The sequence below is a fragment of the Jannaschia halovivens genome, from assembly GCF_046452375.1.
GTDB lineage: Bacteria > Pseudomonadota > Alphaproteobacteria > Rhodobacterales > Rhodobacteraceae > Jannaschia > Jannaschia halovivens.
Genome location: NZ_JBKFDJ010000001.1, coordinates 1,736,298 through 1,758,127, shown reverse-complemented (window position 1 = coordinate 1,758,127; position 21,830 = coordinate 1,736,298). Strand labels below are relative to the sequence as shown.

The 21,830-nt window shown below is 70.5% G+C and carries 23 protein-coding genes; 15 read left to right on the top strand and 8 right to left on the bottom strand.

The window, feature by feature from the left end; all coding sequences use genetic code 11:
* Nucleotides 1-27 precede the first annotated feature (27 nt).
* From ACK8OR_RS08875 to ACK8OR_RS08860, 4 genes are read left to right on the top strand one after another with little or no spacing between them, the layout of a single operon-like run.
* The gene (locus ACK8OR_RS08875; RefSeq protein WP_410189045.1) at nucleotides 28-852 is read left to right on the top strand and encodes a formate dehydrogenase accessory sulfurtransferase FdhD; all 825 of its coding nucleotides are present in this window, start codon (nucleotides 28-30) and stop codon (nucleotides 850-852) included.
* Nucleotides 840-1,454: a molybdenum cofactor guanylyltransferase MobA gene (gene mobA, locus ACK8OR_RS08870; protein WP_410189044.1), complete on the top strand. Its 615-nt coding sequence runs from the start codon at nucleotides 840-842 to the stop codon at nucleotides 1,452-1,454. The genes ACK8OR_RS08875 and mobA overlap by 13 nt, the downstream gene beginning before the upstream one ends.
* On the top strand, nucleotides 1,445-1,921 hold the full coding sequence (gene mobB, locus ACK8OR_RS08865) for a molybdopterin-guanine dinucleotide biosynthesis protein B (protein ID WP_410189043.1): 477 nt from the start codon (nucleotides 1,445-1,447) through the stop codon (nucleotides 1,919-1,921). The genes mobA and mobB overlap by 10 nt, the downstream gene beginning before the upstream one ends.
* Nucleotides 1,918-3,969 carry a molybdopterin-binding protein gene (locus ACK8OR_RS08860; RefSeq protein WP_410189042.1) on the top strand — a complete coding sequence of 684 codons (2,052 nt, stop codon included), beginning with the start codon at nucleotides 1,918-1,920 and terminating at the stop codon, nucleotides 3,967-3,969. Before mobB ends, ACK8OR_RS08860 begins: the two co-directional genes overlap by 4 nt.
* On the opposite strand, the gene ACK8OR_RS08855 is transcribed toward ACK8OR_RS08860, so the two are convergent.
* Entirely contained in the window at nucleotides 3,966-4,847 is an 882-nt protein-coding gene (locus ACK8OR_RS08855) for an NAD(P)-dependent oxidoreductase (protein ID WP_410189041.1), read from the bottom strand. The genes ACK8OR_RS08860 and ACK8OR_RS08855 overlap by 4 nt on opposite strands.
* A 67-nt stretch (nucleotides 4,848-4,914) precedes the next feature.
* Entirely contained in the window at nucleotides 4,915-5,343 is a 429-nt protein-coding gene (gene irrA, locus ACK8OR_RS08850; protein WP_410189040.1) for an iron response transcriptional regulator IrrA, read from the bottom strand.
* Between the two features lie 126 nt (nucleotides 5,344-5,469).
* On the opposite strand from irrA, the gene fabA reads away from it, so the two are divergent.
* From fabA to ACK8OR_RS08815, 7 genes are all read left to right on the top strand, one after another.
* Nucleotides 5,470-5,979 carry a bifunctional 3-hydroxydecanoyl-ACP dehydratase/trans-2-decenoyl-ACP isomerase gene (fabA, locus tag ACK8OR_RS08845; RefSeq protein WP_410189039.1) on the top strand — a complete coding sequence of 170 codons (510 nt, stop codon included), beginning with the start codon at nucleotides 5,470-5,472 and terminating at the stop codon, nucleotides 5,977-5,979.
* Nucleotides 5,980-6,007: 28 nt separating this feature from the next.
* On the top strand, nucleotides 6,008-7,237 hold the full coding sequence (fabB, locus tag ACK8OR_RS08840) for a beta-ketoacyl-ACP synthase I (RefSeq protein WP_410189885.1): 1,230 nt from the start codon (nucleotides 6,008-6,010) through the stop codon (nucleotides 7,235-7,237).
* Between the two features lie 4 nt (nucleotides 7,238-7,241).
* Nucleotides 7,242-8,021, top strand: coding sequence for an enoyl-ACP reductase FabI (locus ACK8OR_RS08835; protein WP_410189038.1), 780 nt, complete (start codon nucleotides 7,242-7,244; stop codon nucleotides 8,019-8,021).
* Nucleotides 8,022-8,191: 170 nt separating this feature from the next.
* A complete protein-coding gene (locus tag ACK8OR_RS08830; protein ID WP_410189037.1) occupies nucleotides 8,192-8,629 on the top strand; it encodes a hypothetical protein in 438 nt (145 codons plus the stop codon).
* Between the two features lie 49 nt (nucleotides 8,630-8,678).
* Nucleotides 8,679-9,359, top strand: a complete 681-nt coding sequence (locus tag ACK8OR_RS08825) for a haloacid dehalogenase type II (protein ID WP_410189036.1) — start codon at nucleotides 8,679-8,681, stop codon at nucleotides 9,357-9,359.
* The gene (locus ACK8OR_RS08820; protein WP_410189035.1) at nucleotides 9,359-10,189 is read left to right on the top strand and encodes an alpha/beta fold hydrolase; all 831 of its coding nucleotides are present in this window, start codon (nucleotides 9,359-9,361) and stop codon (nucleotides 10,187-10,189) included. The genes ACK8OR_RS08825 and ACK8OR_RS08820 overlap by 1 nt, the downstream gene beginning before the upstream one ends.
* Complete coding sequence (locus ACK8OR_RS08815; protein WP_410189034.1) at nucleotides 10,171-11,118, top strand: threonine ammonia-lyase; 948 nt, start codon at nucleotides 10,171-10,173, stop codon at nucleotides 11,116-11,118. Before ACK8OR_RS08820 ends, ACK8OR_RS08815 begins: the two co-directional genes overlap by 19 nt.
* 77 nt (nucleotides 11,119-11,195) lie before the next feature.
* Here ACK8OR_RS08815 and ACK8OR_RS08810 read toward each other — a convergent pair whose 3' ends face one another.
* Genes ACK8OR_RS08810 through pobA form a run of 4 tightly spaced genes read right to left on the bottom strand, consistent with a single transcriptional unit; the run spans nucleotide 11,196 to nucleotide 15,686 of the window.
* Entirely contained in the window at nucleotides 11,196-12,422 is a 1,227-nt protein-coding gene (locus ACK8OR_RS08810) for a TCR/Tet family MFS transporter (protein WP_410189033.1), read from the bottom strand.
* A gap of 47 nt (nucleotides 12,423-12,469) precedes the next feature.
* Nucleotides 12,470-13,756 (bottom strand): lyase family protein, encoded by a 1,287-nt coding sequence (locus ACK8OR_RS08805; RefSeq protein WP_410189032.1) that lies wholly within the window; start codon nucleotides 13,754-13,756, stop codon nucleotides 12,470-12,472.
* Nucleotides 13,753-14,526, bottom strand: coding sequence for a 3-oxoadipate enol-lactonase (gene pcaD / locus ACK8OR_RS08800; protein WP_410189031.1), 774 nt, complete (start codon nucleotides 14,524-14,526; stop codon nucleotides 13,753-13,755). The genes ACK8OR_RS08805 and pcaD overlap by 4 nt, the downstream gene beginning before the upstream one ends.
* The gene (gene pobA / locus ACK8OR_RS08795; protein WP_410189030.1) at nucleotides 14,523-15,686 is read right to left on the bottom strand and encodes a 4-hydroxybenzoate 3-monooxygenase; all 1,164 of its coding nucleotides are present in this window, start codon (nucleotides 15,684-15,686) and stop codon (nucleotides 14,523-14,525) included. The genes pcaD and pobA overlap by 4 nt, the downstream gene beginning before the upstream one ends.
* A 97-nt stretch (nucleotides 15,687-15,783) precedes the next feature.
* Between pobA and ACK8OR_RS08790 the strand changes: the two genes are divergently transcribed.
* A complete protein-coding gene (locus ACK8OR_RS08790; protein ID WP_410189029.1) occupies nucleotides 15,784-16,854 on the top strand; it encodes an alcohol dehydrogenase catalytic domain-containing protein in 1,071 nt (356 codons plus the stop codon).
* Nucleotides 16,851-18,068, top strand: coding sequence for a mandelate racemase/muconate lactonizing enzyme family protein (locus tag ACK8OR_RS08785; RefSeq protein WP_410189028.1), 1,218 nt, complete (start codon nucleotides 16,851-16,853; stop codon nucleotides 18,066-18,068). The genes ACK8OR_RS08790 and ACK8OR_RS08785 overlap by 4 nt, the downstream gene beginning before the upstream one ends.
* A gap of 351 nt (nucleotides 18,069-18,419) precedes the next feature.
* Here the strand turns inward: ACK8OR_RS08785 and ACK8OR_RS08780 are convergent, their stop codons facing one another.
* Nucleotides 18,420-19,994 carry a DEAD/DEAH box helicase gene (locus tag ACK8OR_RS08780; protein WP_410189027.1) on the bottom strand — a complete coding sequence of 525 codons (1,575 nt, stop codon included), beginning with the start codon at nucleotides 19,992-19,994 and terminating at the stop codon, nucleotides 18,420-18,422.
* A gap of 258 nt (nucleotides 19,995-20,252) precedes the next feature.
* Between ACK8OR_RS08780 and ACK8OR_RS08775 the strand changes: the two genes are divergently transcribed.
* Nucleotides 20,253-20,678 (top strand): OsmC family protein, encoded by a 426-nt coding sequence (locus ACK8OR_RS08775; RefSeq protein ID WP_410189026.1) that lies wholly within the window; start codon nucleotides 20,253-20,255, stop codon nucleotides 20,676-20,678.
* Nucleotides 20,679-20,705: 27 nt separating this feature from the next.
* On the opposite strand, the gene ACK8OR_RS08770 is transcribed toward ACK8OR_RS08775, so the two are convergent.
* Nucleotides 20,706-21,398 (bottom strand): HAD family hydrolase, encoded by a 693-nt coding sequence (locus tag ACK8OR_RS08770; protein ID WP_410189025.1) that lies wholly within the window; start codon nucleotides 21,396-21,398, stop codon nucleotides 20,706-20,708.
* A gap of 75 nt (nucleotides 21,399-21,473) precedes the next feature.
* Here ACK8OR_RS08770 and clpS point away from each other — a divergent pair, with 75 nt between their 5' ends.
* On the top strand, nucleotides 21,474-21,815 hold the full coding sequence (clpS, locus tag ACK8OR_RS08765) for an ATP-dependent Clp protease adapter ClpS (RefSeq protein WP_298435709.1): 342 nt from the start codon (nucleotides 21,474-21,476) through the stop codon (nucleotides 21,813-21,815).
* Nucleotides 21,816-21,830: the final 15 nt, after the last annotated feature.

Sequence of the window (21,830 nt, the reverse complement as noted above, 5' to 3'; positions counted from 1 at the left end):
CTAGCCCCAGCCCGGCAGGTCCCGCAAGTGTCCACGCGAACGCCCCCCACCCTGATCGTCGCGCCCGATCCCGGCGACGCGGCCCTGACCCGCGCGGTCACCGGTCTCGACGGCACCGGCGCGCCCGTCGAGCTGCGCGTGGTCGAGGAGCGGCCGCTGACGATTTACCTCAACAGCCGCGAGATCGTGACCGCGATGACCATCGGCGACCACCCGCGCTGGCTGGGCCTCGGGTTCCTCGTCAACCAGGGGATGGTCCGTGCGTCCGACGAGGTGACGGGCATCGCGTTCGATGCGGAGACCGAGGCCGTCGTCATCCGCACCGCGACCGAGACCGATCACGAGGCCAAGCTCGCCCGCGCCACCCGCACCTCGGGCTGCGCGGTCGGCACCGTCTTCGGCGACATGATGGAAGGGCTCGATGGCCTGACGCTGCCGCCAACGCCGCTCTGCGTCTCGGACCTGCGCGCGCTGTCCGCCGCCATCGCGCGCACGCCCAGCCTCTATCTCGAGGCGGGGGCGATCCACGGCACCTGCCTCTGCCTCGGGCCCGATCCCATCGCCTATTTCGAAGATGTGGGCCGCCACAACGCGGTCGACAAGCTGGCCGGTTGGATGCGCGCGACGGGGACCGATCCGGCCGACAAGACGCTCTACACCACGGGCCGCCTGACCTCCGAGATGGTCATCAAATGCGCGCTGATGGGCATCCCGTCGCTGGTGTCCCGCTCGGGCTTCACGGCCTGGGGCGTCGAGATCGCGCGGCAGGTCGGCCTGACGGTGATCGGGCGCATGAAGGGCGAGCGCTTCGTCTGCCTTTCGGGCGAGGATCGGGTCGAATGGGACGCCTGATCCAGCCCCACGGCGTCATCCTCGCAGGCGGGCGCGCGACCCGGATGGGCGGCGGCGACAAGGGGCGGCTGGCGATCGCAGGCCGCTCGCTGGTGGCCCATGTGATCGCGCGGCTCGGGCCGCAGGTCGACCGGCTGGCGCTCAACGCCAATGGCGACGCCGCGCGCTGGGCCGATCTGGGCCTGCCGGTGCTGGCCGATACCGCACCCGACCGTCCCGGCCCGCTGGCGGGTGTGTTGGCCGGGCTGGACTGGGCTGCCGGGACCGGTGCGCCGCATATCGTGACCGCCGCCGCCGACACACCCTTCCTGCCGCCCGACCTCGTGCCGCGCCTGCTCGACGCTGCCGGCCCCTCGGGCCTCGCCCTCGCCGCCACGCGGGAGGGGGACCGCATCTGGTACCAGCCGACCTTCGGCCTCTGGCCCGTGGCGCTCCGCGACGACCTGCGCGCCGCATTGGCGGGCGGCACGCGCAAGGTGCTGGCCTGGACCGATCGCCACGCCGCAGGGACCGCGATCTTCCCGACCCAACCCTGGGACCCGTTCTTCAACGTCAACACGCCGGACGATCTGGCGCGGGCCGAGGCGATGGCATGCGGCTGATCGGGATCGTCGGGCACAAGAACGCGGGCAAGACGACGCTGGCCGAACGGCTGGTGGCGCATTGGACAACGGAAGGCCTGACCGTCTCGACGCTGAAGCGGACCCATCACGCGCTTGACCTCGACGCGCCCGGCACCGACAGCCATCGGCACCGGATCGCGGGTGCGCGGCAGGTCGTGCTCGCCTCGGACGCGCGGGTTACCACCTTCGAGGAGGGGGGGCCGCGCGACCTCGCGACCCTGCTGACACGCCTCGCACCTTGCGACATCGCGGTGGCCGAAGGCTGGAAGCGGGGCGACCATTTCCGGATCGAGGTCTGGCAGCCCGAGACGGGTCAGCCGCCGCTCGCCGCGACCGACCCGACCATCGCCGCCGTAGCCGCCCCCGGCCCTTGCGAGGTCGCCCAGCCGGTCCTGCCGCTGGACGACATCGCCGCCATCGCCCGGTTCGCCTGGGGCCGGACATGATGTTCGAGACGATCCTGATCGCCGACTGGTCCGCCGCCGCCAGCCCCACCGGCTCACGTCCGAACAAGGACGCGATCTGGGTCTGTGCCGACCGTGAGGGCGTGCAGGATCTGCGCTATTTCCCCACCCGCGCGGCCGCGCTCGACTGGATCGACGAGGTTCTGGCCGAGGGCCGCCGCACGCTTCTGGGCTTCGACTTCGCCATGGGCTGGCCGCCGGGCTTCGCTGCAGGGCTGACGGGTGAGCCGCGCGCCCTCGCCGTCTGGGACTGGCTTGCCGCGCGCATTACCGACGGACCGGAGAACGCCAACAACCGCTTCGACGTGGCCGAGGCGATCAACCGGGCCTTTCCGGGCATCGGCCCGCTCTGGGGGCGACCCGGCGGGCGCGACCATCCCGACCTGCCGGAACGGGGCACCACCCGGCGGGACCACGGCATCCCCGAGCATCGCCGGGTCGAAAGCGCCGTCCGCTCGGCGCAATCGGCGCTCAAGCTCTACACGACCGGGTCCGTCGGCTCGCAGGCGCTGATGGGCTGCGCCGCGCTGCCCGCGCTCCGCCGCCGCCACGCCCTCGCAGTCTGGCCGCAGGAGACGGGGTTTGCCCTGCCGCCCGAAGGTAACCTTCTGGTGGAGATCTACCCCTCGCTCTGGCCGCCCGCGCCGCACCAGATCAAGGACGCGGGGCAGGTGATCGCGACCGCCCATGCGCTGCGAACCGCAGCCGAAGACTGGTTCACCGCCCCCGCCGACCTGCCCGACGCGGCCCGCATCGCCACGGAGGAAGGCTGGATCCTCGGCGTCTCGCCCGAAGGCGGCGCGATGCGGCCTGCCGCCTCGGATTGCTTCGCACTGCCGCCCGGCGTGGCGTGGACGCCGGTGGAAACCGCGCTCGCCACGCTGCGCGACAGCCTGTCCCTGGTCACCGACGTGCAGGAGGTGCCCGTCGAACAGGCCGCCGGGCGCATCCTCGCAGCGCCCGTCGCGGCGCTGCGCGCCAACCCGCCCGCGGCCAATGCGGCGGTGGATGGCTGGGGCTTCGCCCATGCGACGCTCGCGCCCGGCCCGATCCCGGTCGCGCCGGGCCGTGCCGCCGCCGGCCACCCCCATCCGCACCCGGTTCCGCCGGGCCACGCGATCCGCATCCTGACCGGCGCGGCGCTGCCCGCAGGCGTCGACACCGTCGCCCTGCAGGAGGACGCGACCGAAGCGGACGGCACGGTCGTCCTGCGCGCGATCCCGAAGCCCGGCGCCAACACCCGCCGCGCGGGCGAGGATGTCGGCCCCGGTGACCCGATCCTATCCGATGGGCTGCGGCTGCGCCCGCCGGACCTGGCGCTCGCCATCGCGGCAGGCCACGCCACCCTGCCGGTGCGCGCGCCGCTGCGGGTGGGCGTGCCCTCGACCGGGGACGAGATCGTAGCCCCCGGCGGCGACGGCATCCCGGACGTGAACCGCCCCATGCTGCTGGCGATGCTGGCGGGCTGGGGCTTGGCGCCGGTCGACCTCGGACATGTGGGTGACGACGCACAGGCGCTGGCCGACCGGCTGGACGGCGCGGGGTGCGACGCGATCCTGACCTCGGGCGGCGCGAGTGCCGGGGCCGAGGACCATCTCTCGCGGCTTCTGTCCGAGCGGGGCGGCGTCCATCACTGGCGCATCGCCGTGAAGCCCGGTCGCCCGCTGGTGCTGGGCCACTGGGACGGCACACCGGTCTTCGGCTTGCCGGGCAACCCGGTCGCGGCCTTCACCTGTGCCGCGATCTTCGCGCGCCCGGCACTCCTGCGGATGGCGGGCGCGCCCTGGTCAGAGCCCGTGGGCCGCATCGTGCCCGCCGCCTTCGCGAAGTCGAAGAAGCCCGGCCGCGTCGAGTTCCTGCGCGCGCGCCTGCGGGACGGCGCGGCGGAGGTCTTCCACTCGGAAGGGTCGGGCCGCGTCTCGGGGCTGAGCTGGGCCGAGGGCTTCGTCGAGCTGCCCCACGGCGCCGCGACGATCGCGCCGGGCGACCCCGTGCGCTACATCGCCTTTACCGAGCTCGGGATCGGTTAGCCGCGCCCGTTCGCCTTCGCGACGAAGTCCCGCAGGTGCGGCACGTAATCCTCGGGGCCGTCGCCTCCGGTATTCACCGCCAGCGCGTAGCTGTTGCGGATCGCGGCCCCCACCGGGTTCGCGACGCCCGATCCGCCAGCCAGCGCGGCGAGATAGGTCATGTCCTTCAGCGCGTTGGTCAGCGTGAACTGGTGCGCGTCGCGGTCGCCCTCGACGGCGTAGGACCGGTACGTCTCGTAGAACCCGCAGCCCATGCGGCTGCCGCGGATGACCTCGTCGAAGGTCTCGACCGCGATCCCCGAGGCATCGGCCAGCGCCAGCGCCTCGGAATAGATCGCACCGTAGCCCATGGCGAGGAAGTTGTTCAGGAGCTTCATCGTGTGTCCCGCGCCGACGCCGCCCACATGGTCGATCCGGCCCGCCCATGTCGCGATGATGGGCTTCACCCGCGCGTAGATCCTGTCGTCCGCACCGACCATCGCGGCGAGCTCGCCCGTTTCGGCCTGCGCGGGCGTACCGCCCAGCGGGGCGTCGGCCATCCCGAAGCCGCGCGCGTCCAGACGTTCGGCCAGCATCCGGGTCGAGACCGGGTTCGAGGTCGAGCAATCCACCACCACCGCGCCGTCGGGCAGATGGTCGATCAGGGCGTCCACGATGGCCTCGACCTGCGGCGAGCCGGGCGCGCAGACATGGACGACGTCCGACGCGGCGGCGAGTTCGGCCAGCGTCGCTGCCTCGGTCGCGCCGCGCCCCACGAGGTCGTCGATCGGCGCGCGGTTGCGATGCGCGATCACCGTCAGCGGATGTCCGGCCTTCAGAAGATTGGCGGCGATCCCGTGCCCCATGAGGCCCACGCCCACGAATCCGATGCGTTCCATATCGTCTCCTCCCGTTGGGGCGAGACGTAGCGTGGCAGGGGGGCGTTGGACAGACCGTCCCGGCGCGTCAGCCCTTGGGGCGAAGCCGGATGACGACGTCGACCTTGGCCACTTCCATGCCCTCGGGGGCGGCGGGCAGGTCGACGATCTGCAACGCCTCGTGCCCCGCATCCGACAGGCGGCCCTCGTCCTCCCAGTAGAAATGTGGGTGGTCGTCGAGCCGTGTGTCGAAATAGGAGCCGGTGCCGTCGACCGTGATCTCCTGCACGAGCCCGGCCTCGGTGAAGGCGCGGAGTGTGTTGTAGACCGTCGCCAGCGAGACCTTCTCGCCCGAGCGACGCGCGGCGTCGTGCAGCGTCTCGGCGGTGACGTGGCGGTCGCGCCCGTCGCCGACCAGAAGCGACGCGAGCAGCACCCGTTGCCGCGTCGGCCGCAGGGCCGCGCGGGACAGCCAGGCTTCGCCCCGGTCGCGGGCGGTCTCTCCGGTCGTCGTCATGTGCACAATATAAGGGCCGCCGCGGACGTTTTTCAATCCGTTTCGCCCTGTCGCCGGACCTCTCGCAGGGTTGCGGGTCTGAAACACGCGGTGATAGACCGCTCGGAACCGGCAACAGGGGGTTCCATGGGCCAGTATCCGACGTTCTTCGACCGCGACGAGCTGCTGAAATGCGCCCGTGGCGAACTCTTCGGAGAGGGCAACGCCCAGCTTCCCGAACCGCCCATGCTGATGATGGACCGGATCACCGACATCTCGGAGGATGGCGGCCTGCACGGCAAGGGTCATGTCGTCGCCGAATTCGACATCACGCCAGACCTGTGGTTCTTCGATTGCCACTTCCCCGGCAACCCGATCATGCCCGGCTGCCTGGGGCTCGACGGGCTCTGGCAGCTGACCGGCTTCAACCTTGGCTGGCGCGGTTGGCAGGGGCGGGGCTATGCGCTCGGCGTGGGCGAGGTGAAGCTGACCGGCATGGTCCGGCCCGACCGCAAGAAGCTGACCTATTTCGTGGATTTCACCAAGGCGCTCCAGACGCGCCGCCTGACGATGGGCGTGGCCGATGGCCGCGTCGAAGCGGATGGCGAGGAGATCTACGTCGTCAAGGACATGAAGGTCGCGCTCAGCGAGAGCTGAGGCGGTCGAACTCAGGAGAACGCCCATGCTGCGTCGCGTCGTCGTCACCGGGATCGGGATCGTCTCGCCCATCGGAAACACACCGGACGAGGTCGAGGCGTCGCTCCGTGCGGGCAAGTCCGGCATCACCTTCGCCGAAAAATACGCCGAGCACGGCTTTCGCAGCCAGGTCCACGGCATGCCCGACATCGTGGTCGAGGATCATATCGACAAGCGCAACCTGCGCTTCATGGGGCCGGGCGCGGCCTACAACTTCATCGCCATGGAACGGGCCATCGCGGATGCGGGGCTCGAGCCGGACGAGGTCTCGAACGAGCGCACGGGCCTCGTGATGGGATCGGGCGGGCCGTCCACCTCGAACTTCTTCACGGCCTTCGACACCGTGATCTCCAAGGGCAGCCCCAAGCGGATGGGTCCCTTCATGGTGACCCGCTGCATGTCGTCCACCAACAGCGCCTGCCTGGCCACGCCGTTCGGGATCAAGGGCGTGAACTATTCGATCACCTCGGCCTGCACGACATCGCTGCATTGCATGGGCAACGGGGTCGAACAGATCCAGTTCGGCAAGCAGGACATCGTCTTCGCGGGCGGCGGCGAGGAGGTCGACTGGACGCTGTCCTGCCTCTTCGACGCGATGGGCGCGATGTCGTCCAAGTACAACGACGCCCCCGAGACCGCCTCGCGCCCCTATGACGCGACGCGCGACGGCTTCGTCATCGCGGGCGGCGCGGGCGTCGTGGTCCTCGAGGAGCGCGAGCGTGCCATCGCGCGGGGGGCCACGATCTACGGCGAGGTCACGGGCTACGGCGCCACCTCGGACGGGGCCGACATGGTGGCCCCCTCGGGCGAGGGCGGCGAGCGGGCGATGCGCCTCGCGCTCAGCCAGATGCCCGAGGATCGCACGGTCGGCTACGTCAACGCCCACGGGACCTCGACCCCGGTCGGCGACATCAAGGAGATCGTGGCGCTGCGCAACATCTTCGGCGAGGGCAACACGCCGCCCGTCGGCTCGACCAAGTCGATGACGGGCCACAGCCTCGGCGCCACCGGCGTGCAGGAAGCGATCTACTCGATGATCATGATGAACAAGGGCTTCATCGCGCCCTCGATCAACGTCACCGAGCTCGACCCCGAGCTGAAGCCGTCCGAGATCAACACCGAGCTGACCGACGGCGTCGAGATCGACAGCGTTCTGTCGAACTCCTTCGGGTTCGGCGGCACCAACGGCACCGTCATCATCTCCAGGCATCGGGACTGACGCCATGGACATGCAGGGCAAACGCGGACTGGTCATGGGCGTCGCCAACGAACGCTCGATCGCGTGGGGCATCGCGAAGGCGCTGGCCGATGCGGGCGCGGAGCTGGCCTTCACCTACCAGGGCGAGGCCTTCGGCAAGCGCGTCGCGCCCCTGGCCGAGAGCGTGGGCTCGACCACCCTTCTGGACGTGGACGTCACCGATGACGCCTCGCTCGACGCGGCCTTCGCCGAGCTCGAGACGGGCGGCAAGCTCGACTTCGTGATCCACGCCATCGCGTTTTCCGACAAGACCGAGCTGACCGGCCGTTTCGTCGATACGAGCCGGGCCAACTTCAAGCATTCGCTCGATATTTCCTGCTACAGCCTCGTCGAGGTGGCGCGGCGCGCGCGGCCTCTGATGACCGAGGGCGGCACGATTCTGACGTTGACCTTCGACGGCTCGCAGCGCGTCATGCCGTTCTACAACGTCATGGGCGTGGCCAAGGCGGCGCTGGAATCCGCCGTCCGCTATCTCGCGGCCGATCTCGGGCCCGAGGGCATCCGCGTCAACGCCGTCTCTCCGGGCCCGATGAAGACCCTCGCCGGGGCCGCCATCGGGGGCGCGCGCAAGACCTTCCGGCACACCGAGGCGAACGCCCCGATGCGCGCCAACGCGACGCTGGAAGCCATTGGCGGCACGGCACTTTACCTGTGTTCGGACGCGGGCGCATGCACGACCGGCGAGGTCATCCATGTCGATGGCGGCTTCCACGTCATGGGCATGCCGAACCCCGACAATCTCTAGGTCTCGGTTTCCGCCGGAGCGACGGTCGGAGGGGTTTCGCGGGACCGTCGTCGTGGCTGCCCCATCCTTGACGTTTTTCGGGGTATTTTTCTCAAAACCTGCCCCAAAATCGGCAAGGTGTCGTGGGATAACCGGTTTCGAGACGTTCGAAAACCCGAGACCCTGGCCCGATGCTGACCCGACTGAACCACTTCCTGAGCGACGAGACCGGCGCCGTGACGCTGGACTGGGTCGTGCTGACGGCAGCGCTCGTCGGGACCGGGCTCGCGGTGATGAACACCGTCAGCCAGGGCGTGCAGACCGTGTCGGTCGACACGGCCGCCCAGCTCCGCGGACAGGTCATCGAGGCGTCCTTCGGATCCGACTACTGTCAGGGTGGTCTGGCCGGGCTGCAGGCCCGCGAGGATGCCCGCGTCGCCGCCGCCGGTGGCACGCGCATCGATGTCGGCCACTGGATGAGCACTTACCACACCGACCAGACCGACACCGCGCTGCTGGCCGAACACAGCCGCCTGTCGCAGGCGCTGGGCTCGGGCGACGACTGGACGCGCGAGCGCACGGTCCTGTCGGCGCTGGAATGCGAATTGGTGCTGCGCGGCCTCGACTAGACCCGGCCCCCATGCGACCGTGCGCCCGACCGCATTCCGGGGGGCATCCATGGCCATCGACACCTGCATCTTCGACGCCTACGGCACCCTGTTCGACGTGTCCGCCGCCGCGCGCCACGCCGCCGACGACACCCCCGCGCTGACCGATATCTGGGCCACGCTGGCCGCCGATTGGCGCGACAAGCAGCTGCAATATACGTGGCTGCGCGCCGTCAGCGGCGATCATTGCGATTTCTGGCAGGTCACCGGCGACGGGCTCGACTGGGCGATGGAGAAGGCGGGCCTGTCGGACGCGGCCCTGCGCGACCGGCTGATGAACCTCTACTGGGAACTGGCGGCCTACCCGGAGGTGCCCGACATGCTGGGCGCGTTGAAAGATGCGGGCCGCGCCACCGGCATCCTGTCGAACGGGACGCCCGAGATGCTGCAGGCCGCGACCGCATCGGCGGGGATCGGGCGCCTGCTGGACCACGTCCTCTCGGTCGAGAGCGTCGGCATCTTCAAGCCGTCGCCCAAGGTTTACGACATGGTCGGCCGCGCCTTCGGATGCGAGGCGGGCGATGTCCTCTTCGTGTCGTCCAACGGCTGGGACGCGGCGGCGGCGCAGGCCTACGGCTTCCGCACCGTCTGGGTGAACCGCGCGGGCCTGCCGATGGACCGCCTGCCGGGCCGCCCCGATCACGTGCTTGACGACCTCGAGGGCCTGCCCGCGCTGGTGGCCTCGCTCTGATGCCGGAGTTCCGCACCTCCGACAATCTGCGTCTCTGGTACGACGATACGGGCGAGGGCGACGGCCCGCCGATCCTGTGCCTTTCGGGCCTGACGCGCAATTCGACCGATTTCGACTACGTGCTGCCCTATCTGGTGGGCGAGAACCGGGTGATCCGGCTGGACTACCGGGGCCGGGGCAAGTCCCAGCGCGCGCCCGACTGGAAGACCTACACCATCCCGACCGAGGCGCGCGACGTGCTCGAACTGATGGCGCATCTCGGGCTCGACCGGGTCGCCATCCTCGGTACGTCGCGGGGCGGGCTGATCGCGATGTCGCTGGCGCTTCTGGCCAAGGACCGGCTGGCGGGCGTGTGCCTCGTGGATATCGGGCCCGTGCTGGACCCCGCCGGGCTGGAGGTGATCCAGGATTATATCGGCAAGAACCCCGATGCCGCGACCTACGAGGCCGCGACCGCGATCCGCGCGTCGCTCATGGCCGGGTTCGAGGACGTGCCCGAGGACCGGTGGCGCGAGGAGGTCGAAAAACACTACCGCGAGACCGAGGACGGTCTCGTCATCAATTACGACCCCAAGCTGCGCGATGCCGTGCTGGAGGCGGGGGCGCAGCCGATGCCCGATCTCTGGCCGCTCTTCGATGCGCTGGAGGGCGTGCCGCTGGCCTGCATCCGGGGCGCGAACTCGGATCTTCTGTCGCCCGAGACCCTGGCCGAGATGGCCCGGCGCCGCCCCGACATGATCGTGGGCGAAGTCGCCGGCCGCGGCCATGTCCCCTTCCTCGACGAGCCCGAGGCGCTGGAGGCGCTGAACGAATGGACGATGCTGCTCTGACCCCCGTCACCCGGCGCGACATCGAACGGGCCGCCGCGCGGATCGCGGGCCATGCCGTCCGCACGCCGCTCCTGAACGCGCCATCGCTCGATGCGGCCTTCGGGCGGCGCATCTTCGTCAAGGCCGAGTGCCTGCAGAAGACGGGAAGCTTCAAGTTCCGCGGCGCCTTCAACGCGCTGTCGCAGACCGAGGGCGACGTCGTGGCCTTTTCGTCGGGCAACCACGCGCAGGGCGTGGCGCTGGCAGCGCGTCTCCTCGGCAAGCGGGCGGTGATCGTCATGCCGTCGGATGCGCCCGAGGTGAAGATCGCCAACACCCGGAGCTATGGCGCCGAGGTCGTGCTCTACGATCGCGCAACCGAGGACCGCGACGCGATCGGCGCAGCGTTGGTCGAGGCGCGGGGCCTGACGCTGATCCGGCCCTATGACGAGCCGCTGGTGATCGCGGGGCAGGGCACCTGCGGCCTCGAGATCGCCGAGGATCTGCCGGACGGCGTGGAGGAGGTGCTGGTCTGTTGCGGCGGCGGCGGTCTGTCCTCGGGCACCGCGCTGGCACTGGAGGGGCGCGCGACGGTCCGCACGGTCGAGCCCCAGGGTTTCGACGACGTGGCCCGGTCGCTCGCCTCGGGGCGGATCGAGCGGAACGCGGCGGCCACGGGATCGATCTGCGACGCGATCCTGACGCCCGAGCCGGGGCGTATCACCTTCCCGATCCTGTCGCGCCTCTGCGGCACCGGCCTCGCGGTCAGCGACGACGAGGCGCTCCGCGCCATGGCGCTCGCCTGGACGCATCTCCGGATCGTGCTGGAGCCCGGCGGCGCGGTCGCGCTGGCGGCGGGGCTGTTCCATCACGATGGGGACGTGGCGGTCGTGGCCTCGGGCGGAAACGTGGACCGGGACGTGTTCGCGCGGGCATTGACCTTGGTCTGACGCGCGGACACCGATCGGGTCGGCCCGCCGTTCCGCGCCCGGCCGCTGCGCCCCAAAGCGGCGCAGCCTGCCTCTTCCTATCCTATGGCCGCGTCCGCCGGTCGCGCCCTCCGGTAGAGCGCCCAGCTCACCGCCATCAGCGCGCAGGCCGCGAGGAAGGGCGCGCCGGGGAAATGGCGCTCGCCCTCGGTCGCCACACTGAAGAGCCGTGTCATCAGGAGCGGCGAGATGATCGCCGCGACCGCCGTGATGGAGGCCAGCACGCCCTGCAATTCGCCCTGCTGGTCGTCGTCGGCGATACGGCTGGCGAGGCCTTGCAGCGCAGGCGCGACGATCGCGCCCAGCGCCGACAGGGGCGTGAGCAGCAGCATCAGCCAGCCATGGGGCACGAACGCCACCATCACGAGGATCACGGCGTTGTAGGGCAGGAACCACGCCAGCGTCCGGCGCTCGCCCAGGCGCGGCACGATCCAGCGGATCAGCACGCCCTGCACGACCACCATCGAGATGCCGTAGGCGGCGAGCGACAGACCGACCATCGCTTCGTCCCAGCCGAAGGCCGATTGGGTGAAATAGGCCCAGACCGCCGGATAGACCCAGTTCGCGACCTGGTAGAAGAACCACACGACCATCAGGATGCCGAGGCCCGGCAGCTTGCCGATGGCGCGCAGCCCGCCCAGCGGATTGGCGCGGCGCCATTCGAATGCGCGGGGACGGCGCAGCGTCTCGGGCAGTACGACGAGGCCGAGGGCGAGGTTCGCGCCCGACAGGATCGCCGCCGCCCAGAAAGGCGCGCGCGGGCCCCATTCGGCCAGAAGACCGCCCATCGCCGGTCCCAGCACGAAGCCCGCCCCGAAGGCTGCCGAGATCAGCCCGAAATTCTGCGCCTTCTTCGCCGGGTCCGAGATGTCGGCCATGAAGGCGTTCGCTGTCGACATGGTGGCTGCCGCGATCCCGGCGACGATGCGCCCCACGAGGAGCAGCCAGAGCGAGCCTGCCAGCGCCATCACGATGTAGTCGACGAAGATCACCGCCATCGACAGGAGCAGGACGGGCCGCCGGCCGAAGCGGTCCGACAGGTTGCCGATGGTTGGCGAGAAGAGGAACTGCATCAGCGCGTAGGACGAGGACAGGACCCCGCCCCAGATCGCCGCCTGCGCCAGGTCGGCGCCCTGGATCTCGCGCAGGAGCGACGGCATGACCGGCAGGATCAGACCGATCCCCATGGCCTCGATCACGATGGTCGCCACGATGAAGATCACGGGGAGGGTGGGGCCCGCACCGGGCCGGGTCGCGTCGGTCATCGCGCGACCCTAGCGCGCGGGTGCGGGTTGGGCGAGGCGGGAAAACCCTACCGTGACCTTACGGCAGCCGCGAAGGCGCGGGCCTGCGCCGGCGCCTCGCCCCATTGCCGCTCGGGCGCGTAATCGGCGGGGTCAAGCCCGGCCTTCTCGATCAGCGAGCCGCCATCCGCGCGGATCTCGGCGGCCCAGGTCTTCACGCGCGCCTGCGCCTCCGCGCGTGGCGGGCCCAGCGCGAAGCTGATCGCCTCGGCATGGATCAGGCCGGTCGGGTCGTCGACGCCCGCCCGCATCGCGGCCGGGTCCACCCCGATCTCGGCCTCGGCCAGCAGGGTCAACGCGCGGGCGGTGCCGACGACCATCTGTGGCAGGGCCAGCCCCTCGGCGAACCAGGCGCCGCCGTCGCGCTGGTCCCAATGGGGCGCGTCGAAGGCCGTCGCCAGCGCCGCGCCGTGGATCACGAGCCCGTGGATCGTGGCGGGGCCGACGGGGTTCGCCTTTTGCGGCATGGTCGAGGAGGAACCGCCGCCACCCAGCCGCACGGTCCCGTCCCGCGTCAGGAGCAGGAGGTCGACCGCGATCTTGTCGCAGGCCAGAAGCGTCGCCTTCAGCCATGCGGCGATGCCGCGGATCGCGCTCCGCTCGGCCTGGGGCGGCGCCTCGGTCAGGCCGAGGCCCAGCGCCTCGGCCATGTGGGCGCGCACCTCTGGGCCATGATCGCCCATGACCGAGAGAGTGCCCGCCGCCCCGCCGAGCGTCACGACCTGCACGCGCCTGCGGACCTCGTCGAGCGCATCGCGGCAGGCCAGAAGGCCATGCCCCCAGATCGCGACCATCGCACCGAAGCTCGTGGGTGTCGCGACCTGCCCGTAGGTCCGCGCTGCGATGGACGTTGCGGCATGGGCGTCTGCGAGGTCCGCGAGGGCGGTCAGCACCGCGTCGAGTCGCGCCTCGATCAACCCGAGCGCCTGGCGCAGCCGCAGCGCGAGCGCCGTGTCGATCACGTCTTGGCTGGTGGCCCCGTGATGGATCCAGTCGGCGTGCTCGGGCGCCTGCATCGCGGCGCGGAAAGCGGCCACGAGGTCGGGGACCGGGATGCCGTTCGCCGCCGTGCCCTCGGCCAGCCCGGAGGGGTCGATCTGCACCTCCAGCGCAGCGCGGTGGATCGCCTGCGCGGAGATTTCCGGGATAAGGCCCGCGGCCCCCTGCGCGCGGGCCAGTGCGCCCTGGACGATCAGCATGGCGCGGATCTCGGCGCTGTCCGAGAACAGGCGGGCCACGTCGCGGTCGGCGTATTTCGGGCCGTAGAGCGCGCTGTCGAAGGGCGAGACGGTCAAGGCAGGAACCCCGCGAGCAGCCGCGCGAAGACCTCGGGTGTCTCGACCGGGGGCAGATGGCCGGCGCGGGGGATGATCTCGAACCGGGCGCCGGGGATTAGGTCTGCCGTCTCGCGCACGAGGTCGGGCGGGGTTGAGCCGTCCTCGGTCCCCGCGATGGCCAGCACCGGCAGCCGAAGCCCGCTGGTCACGGTGATGAAATCCGTGCCCGCGATGGCGGCGCAGCCGGCGGCGTAGCCCACGGGATCGTTCGCCACGAGCCGAGCGCGCCATTCCGCGAAGCCCGGCGTCGCGCGGAAGTCGCGCCCGAACCACCGCTCCATGGCGCCGTCGGCGACGGCCTCCATCCCGCCGGTGCGGACGGCCTCGGCCCGCGCGTCCCAGAGGTCGGGCGTCCCGATCTTGACGGCGGTATTCGACAGCACCAGCCGGTCGATCAGGTCGGGCCGCTTCACGGCGAGGCCCTGCGCGATCATCCCGCCGATGGAGAGGCCGACGAAGGTGGCGCCCGCGATCCCCGCCGCCTCCATCACCGCCTCGGCGTCCGAAATCAGCATTCCCATCGAATAGGGCCCCACGGGCACGTCCGAGCGCCCGTGGCCCCGCTTGTCCCAGCGCAGAATCCGAAGATCGTCCGGCAGATGCGGCAGCATGTCGCCCCACATCCGAAGGTCGGTCCCCAGCCCGTTCGCGAAGACGACCGGACGGCCATCTTCGGGGCCCGTCACCTCGGCGTGGAGGCCGGTGCCGTCCCGTGCCGCGACCCTCACAGCGGCAGGCCCACGTAGTTCTCGGCCATCACGGTCCGCGCGGCTTCGGAGTGTTCCAGGTAGTCGATCTCGGCCTCCTTCATGCGCCGTTCGAACGCGCCGTCCTCGGGGAAGCGGTGCATCAGCGTGGTGAACCACCACGAGAAGCGCGTCGCCTTCCAGACGCGGGCCAGCGCGCGGTCGGAATAGGTCTCCAGCCCGTCATCCTCGCCGCCGTAATGCCGGATCAGCGCGTCCGAGAGATAGGCCACGTCCGACATCGCGAGGTTGAGGCCCTTGGCGCCGGTCGGCGGCACGATATGCGCCGCGTCGCCCACGAGGAAGAGACGGTTCCAGCGCATCGGCTCGGCCACGAAGGACCGGAGCGGCGCGATGGATTTCTCGATCGAGGGGCCGGTCTCGATCGTCTCGGCCACGTCGGCGGGCAGGCGGCGGCGCAGCTCGTCCCAAAAGGCGTCGTCGGTCCACTTGTCCAGCGGGTCGTCGACCGGCGCCTGGATGTAGTAGCGGCTGAGCCCCTCGTTGCGCATGGACGCCAGCGCGAAGCCGGTCTCGTGGTTGGCGTAGATCAGCTCCGCGGCGGCGGGGCGGGTGCGCGACAGGATGCCCAGCCAGCCGAAGGGATAGACCCGCTCGACCGTGCGGAGGACATCCGCGGGGATGGTGGCCCGCGAGACGCCGTGGAACCCGTCACAGCCCGCGATCCAGTCGCAATCGATCCGATGGGTCTCGCCCTTCGTTGCGTAGGTCACGTGCGGCGTGCCGCCCGCGTCGTGGATCGTCACCCCTTCGGCCTGGTGCACGATCACCGTACCCGCCGCGTCGTGCGCGGCATAGAGATCGGCCGTCACCTCGGTCTGGCCGTAGACCATCACCTGCCGCCCGGTCAGCGCCTCGAAATCGACGCGGAAGCCGTGATTGCGGGCCGCGACCCAGGTGCCGCCATGGGGGAAGCCCTCGGCGTCCATCCGCGCGCCGATACCGGCGGACCGCAGCATGTCGACCGTTCCCGCCTCGAGCACGCCCGCGCGGATGCGGCCCAGCACGTAGTCGCGGCTGCGGCGTTCGAGGATGACGCAATCGACGCCCGCGCGGCGCAGGAGATGGCCGAGCATCAGCCCCGAGGGCCCGCCGCCGATGATGCAGACCTGCGTTCGCATGGGGTCCCCTTCGTTGCGCCCGCATTGATGTCCGTTCGGGGGCTTGCGCGCAAGGCGCGGGCGGGGTTCCGTGGCCGTGCGAACGGGAGGAGCCATCATGCGAGAGATACGGGCGGCGGTCTGCCGGACATTCGGTGCACCGCTGGAGATCGAGACCCTGCGGCTGGCCGATCCGGGGCCGGGCGAGGTGCAGGTCGAGATCGAGGCCGTCGCGATCTGCCATTCGGACATCACCTATGCCGATGGCGGCTGGGGCGGCGACCTTCCGGCCGTCTATGGGCATGAGGCGGTCGGGCGCATCTGCGCGGTCGGCCCCGAGGTGCACGATCTGGCGGTGGGCGCGCGCGTTCTGGTGACGCTGGTGCGCTCCTGCGGGGCGTGCCCGGCCTGTGCCGGCGGGCGCGAGGTGCAATGCGCCACCCCGATGGGCATGAGCCCGCTGCGCGATGCGAGCGGGACACCGGTCCTCGCCGCGATGAATTGCGGCGCCTTCGCCGAGGCCGTCACGGTCAGGGCCAGCCAGTTGGCCCCGGTGCCCGAGAGGATCCCGGTCGAGGCCGCCTGCATCCTCTCCTGCGGTGTCATCACGGGGCTCGGGGCGGCGGTGAACACGGCGCGGGTGCGGCCCGGCGACTGGTGCGTCGTGATCGGCGCGGGCGGCGTCGGCCTGAACGCGATCCAGGGCGCGCGCCTTTCGGGGGCCGGGCGCATCCTCGCCGTGGACCTGACCGAGGAGAAGCTGGCCTCCGCCCGGGCGTTCGGCGCGACGGATACGGTACTGGCGACCGACGACGTGCGCGGCGCGCTGCTCGGGATGGGGCGGCTGGCCGACCATGTCTTCGTCACCGTCGGCTCGGGGCCCGTGATCGATGGCGTGCTCGACCTCTGTGCGCCGCACGGGGCGGCCTATCTGGTCGGGCTGCCGAAGGCGGACACGATCTCGACCTTCGCGCCGGTGAACGCCGCCTATTACGGCCAGAGCCTTCGCGGCAGCAACATGGGCGACGTCGTGCTGCGGCGCGACATCCCGTGGCTTCTGGACCTGCATGCGCAGGGGCGGCTGATGCTCGAGGAGCTGGTGTCCGAGACCTTCCCCCTCGACCGGATCAACGACGCCATCGCGGCCACCCGGGCGGGGCGGGGACGGCGCAACGTGGTGGTGCTGTGAAGCTTGCCGATCTCGACATCTTCGTCGTCGCGCCGCCCGCGCCGGGCTGGGGCGGGCGTTACTGGATCATCCCCAAGCTGACGACGGCCTGCGGGATCACGGGCTATGGCGAGGTCTATGCCTCCGCCGTCGGGCCGGAGGCGATGCGCGCCGTGATCGCAGACGTCTTCGCGCGCCACATGCAAGGCGAGGATCCCGAGAATATCGAGCTGATGTCCCGCCGGGTCTGGGGCTCGGGTTTCACAGGGCGTCCCGATCCGACCGTCTGGGGCGCCTTCGCCGGGCTGGAGATCGCGTGCTGGGACATCCTCGGCAAGGCCCGCGACCGGCCGGTCTGGGCGCTGCTGGGCGGCAGGCTGAACGACCGGCTGCGCGCCTATACCTATCTCTATCCCGAGGACGGCATGGGCGACGCCTTCTGGACCGCGCCCGAGATGCAGGCCGAGGTCGCGGCGGCGCGCGTCGCCGAGGGCTGGACCGCGCTCAAGTTCGATCCCGCCGGGCCCTACACGATCTTCGGCGGGCACCAGCCGGGGCGGGGCGACATCGCGCTGTCGGTGGCGATGTGCGCGGCGATCCGGGGCGCGGTGGGCGACCGGGCGGATCTCCTCTTCGGGACGCATGGCCAGTTCACGGCCGCGGGCGCGATCCGGCTGGGCCGCGCGCTCGAGCCCTATGATCCCCTGTGGTTCGAGGAACCGGTGCCGCCGGACGATCCCCATGCCATGGCCGAGGTGGCGCGCGCCGTGCGCATCCCCGTGGCCGGGGGTGAACGGCTCTGCGGCCTGTCGGAATTCGCGACGCTCCTGCGGCTCGGGGGGGCAGCTATCTGCCAGCCGGCGCTGGGGCGGCTGGGCGGGATCGCCGAGGGGAAGAAGCTGGCGGCGCTGGCGCAGGGCTTCGGCGCGCAGCTGGCCCCGCATCTCTATTGCGGACCTGTGGAGTTCGCGGCCTCGGTGGCGCTGGGCGCAACGATCCCGAACCTCCTGATGGTCGAGGCGATCGAGACCCCGTTCCACCACGCGCTGGCGTCGGGTCCGGTTGTCGAGGCGGGCTTCGTGGCGCCCTCGGACGCGCCGGGCCTCGGGATCACGTTCGACGAAGACCTGGCCCGCGCGCATCCCTATTCAGGCGACCGGCTGCATCTGGAGATATCGGAGGCACCCTGCGACTACGCGCGGGGTAACGCGTTCACCGGCGGGGCGAGCGACTAGGGCCGGGCGGACGGCGGTCGGCATTGATCGCCCGGCATGACGGCACGGCGGCACGACGGCAACACGCGCGCCCGGCGATGGGCCGGGTTCGGCATGGGAGCGGTCTGGCGTCCCGAGGCTCTCGACCTGATCTGGTGGGGATGAAACCGGCGCCGCACCTTGTCGGGGCGAACGGGCGATTCCGGCGGTGTGATCGCCGGTCCCTGACCCCCGGAGGGGCCTATGCGCACGGGCGGGAGGCCCGTCGTCTCAGTCGTGTAGCGACGGGGAGTGTTGTCCGGTCGAGCGGTTAACGGCAGGTGAAGCGGCGGCAGAAAATTCCGTCATCTTCTGCCCGCCCCGCGGCGGAGGTCAGGCCTCGTCGCCGCGACGCTCCTCGAAGCTCATCTCGATGAAGGACGGGACGTGGTCGCCCAGGCCCACGACCTTCGGGCCGCGATCCTCGCGATCGCGTCCGCGACCGCCGCGCGAACGGCGTCCGCCGCCGTCGCGGCCACCACCGTCGCGTGCACTGCTCTCGCGATCCCGTCCGCCGCCGTCGCGACCGCTGTCACGGCCACCGGTCTCGCGGGTCGGTTCACGCTCGCGGCGCTCCTCGGCCGAGGCTTCGGCGGGTGCGGCCTCGGCGGCCTCGACCGATGTATCGGCCACGGCTTCGCCCCGGTCCTCGGCGGGCTTCGCCCGACTCCGGGTGCGCGACCGGGACCGGCTCTTGCGCTCAGGCTCCTCCTCCTCGCTCGGCTCGGCGCGAGGGGCGTCGGCGTTGCCGCCGGGCGCGGCCCAGGGGTTCTCGCCGCGCGGGATCTTGGCATCCACCAGCCGCTCGATCGCGTCGAGATACTTCTCGTCGGACGGCACCGACAGCGTGTAGGCCGTCCCGGTCTTGCCGGCGCGACCCGTCCGGCCGATGCGGTGGACGTAATCCTCGGCATGGCTGGGCACGTCGAAGTTGAAGACATGGCTCACGTTCGGGATGTCGAGGCCGCGCGCGGCCACGTCGGACGCCACGAGGAACCGGACCGACCCGTCGCGGAAGCCGTCGAGCGTGCGCGTGCGGTGCGACTGGTCGAGATCGCCATGGATCGGTTCGGCGTTGTAGCCGGCCTTCTTGAGGAACTTCGCCACCACGTCGACCTCGGTCTTGCGGTTGCAGAAGATGATCGCGTTGCGGCAGGCCTCGCCGTCGCGGTCGATGATCGCGCGCAGGATCTCGCGCTTGTCCTTGGCGGCGTAGTGGCGGTTCTTCGGCGTGTGCTCGACGAGGACCTGGGTGATCGTGTCCGAGGTCGAATTCTGGCGCGCCACCTCGATCTTCTCGGGGTTCGAGAGGAACTTGTTGGTGATCCGCTCGATCTCGGGGGCCATGGTGGCCGAGAAGAACAGGGTCTGGCGCGTGAAGGGCGTCATCTCGAAGATGCGCTCGATATCGGGGATGAACCCCATGTCGAGCATCCGGTCCGCCTCGTCGACGACCATGATCTCGACGCCGGTGAGCAGCAGCTTCCCGCGCTCGAAATGGTCGATCAGACGGCCGGGCGTGGCGATCAGCACGTCGACGCCCCGGTCGATCAGCTGGTCCTGCTCCTTGAAGCTGACCCCGCCGATCAGGAGCGCCTTCTTCAGGCGGTTGCCCTTGGCATAGGTGTCGAAATTCTCAGCCACCTGCGCGGCCAGTTCGCGGGTCGGCGCGAGCACGAGGCTGCGCGGCATCCGGGCGCGTGCCCGGCCCTTGGCCAGCATCGTGATCATCGGCAGCGTGAAGGCGGCCGTCTTGCCGGTGCCCGTCTGGGCGATGCCCAGGACGTCGCGGCCTTGCAGCGCGGGCGCGATGGCGCCGGCCTGGATCGGGGTAGGGGTGGTGTAGCCGGTGGCCTCGATGGCCTTGAGAACCTTCGGATCGAGGTTCAGGTCGGAAAAGCTCGTCATGTGCGTCCTGGTTGGAGGCGCGGGCCGCATTGCCGGCACCTCGAGGGGTGGGGTGGGACGCGCCCTCTGCGTCCCTCGGATCGTCATGCCGCCCGGCGGCATGTCCTGTCGTCTGCCCGTCTTGGGCGCGGCACCGGTAGCAAAGCACCGGTGCTGGGTCAACGTCGCCCATATCGGCGGGTCGATGGTCCCATGCAAGGGGAACGCCATGGCCCGCCGGCGGGTTGCATCAGTGCAGACCTATGGAAAGGACAGACCATGCCCGACAAGAATGCATCCGCCCATTGGGAAGGTGGCCTGAAGGACGGCCGCGGAACCGTGTCGCTGGAGAGCGGTGCGCTCGACGCGCAACCCTACGGCTTCAACACCCGCTTCGAGGGCAAGGTGGGCACCAATCCCGAAGAACTTATCGCCGGCGCGCATGCGTCCTGCTTCTCGATGGCGCTCTCGATGATCCTCGGCGAGGACGGGATGACCGCCAGCGTCATCGACACCAAGGCGCGCGTGACGCTGTCCGAGGTCGATGGCGGCTTCGCGGTCACGAAGTCGCATCTCGACACGACGGTCTCGGTGCCCGGCGCCGATGCCGACGCCGTGCGCGCGGCCTGCGAGACGGCTAAGGCGAATTGCCCGATCTCGAAGCTGCTCGACTGCGAGATCACGATGGACGCCACTGTCGCCTGAACGGGCGCGGACCCGCGTCGCGGGCCGTCAGAGGCCCGCGACCAGCCCCGGCAATTCACCCAGATGCGCGATTTGCCGATAGCGCGCGGCGCCGTCCGGTGGCGCGGCCCGCTCCAGCGCCCATTCGATCTCGGACGGACAGAAGACGCCCCATGCCCCCGCCGCGATGGCCGGGTTGACGTCGGACTTCAGCGAATTGCCCACCATCAGCGCCCGACCCGCCCCGTCGCCATGGGCCGCGAAGACGCGGGTGTAGGTCGCGGCGGTCTTGTCGCTGACGATCTCGATCCCGTCGAAGAGCTCGCCCAGCCCCGATTCCGCCAGCTTGCGCTCCTGATCCAGCAGATCGCCCTTGGTGATGAGCACGAGGGTGTGGTCGGGGGCCAGCGCGCGCACCGCGTCCTCGGCATGGGGCAGCAGTTCGACGGGGTGGGTCAGCATCTCGCGCCCCGCCGCCAGAAGATCGGCGATGACGGCACCGGGCACGCGGCCGTCGGTCACCTCGATGGCCGTCTCGATCATCGAGAGCACGAACCCCTTCACGCCGAACCCGTAATGGCCGAGGTTCCGGCGCTCCGCCGCCAGAAGCCGCTCGGCGAGGTGACTCGGTTCGGCATGGTCGCGCAGAAGGTCCGCGAAACGGTCTTCGGTCAGGCGGAACACCGTCTCGTTGTGCCACAGCGTGTCGTCGGCATCGAAGCCGATCGTCGTAACCGTCATCTCGGTCGCGCCCTTTCCCTTCGGGGGTCCGTTCCTATATGACCCCATCAATCCTCTGCCACAGGACGCAAGCCCATGCGAACCGAAGTCATTGCCATGGCCGATACGCCGGACGACGACGGCGATGTATCGGTCGCGATCAAGACCAAGCCGAAGACCGCCAAGCCGCCGCTCTACAAGGTGCTGCTGCTGAACGACGACTACACGCCGATGGAATTCGTGGTGATGGTACTCGAGAAGTTCTTCTCCATCGGGCACAGCCACGCGGTCGAGATCATGTTGACGGTCCACAAGAAGGGCCTCGCCGTGGTCGGCGTCTTCAGCCACGAGATCGCCGAGACCAAGGTCGCGCAGGTCATGGATTTCGCGCGCCGCCACCAGCACCCGCTGCAATGCACGATGGAGAAGGAGGACTAGTCCTCCGCCGCCCCC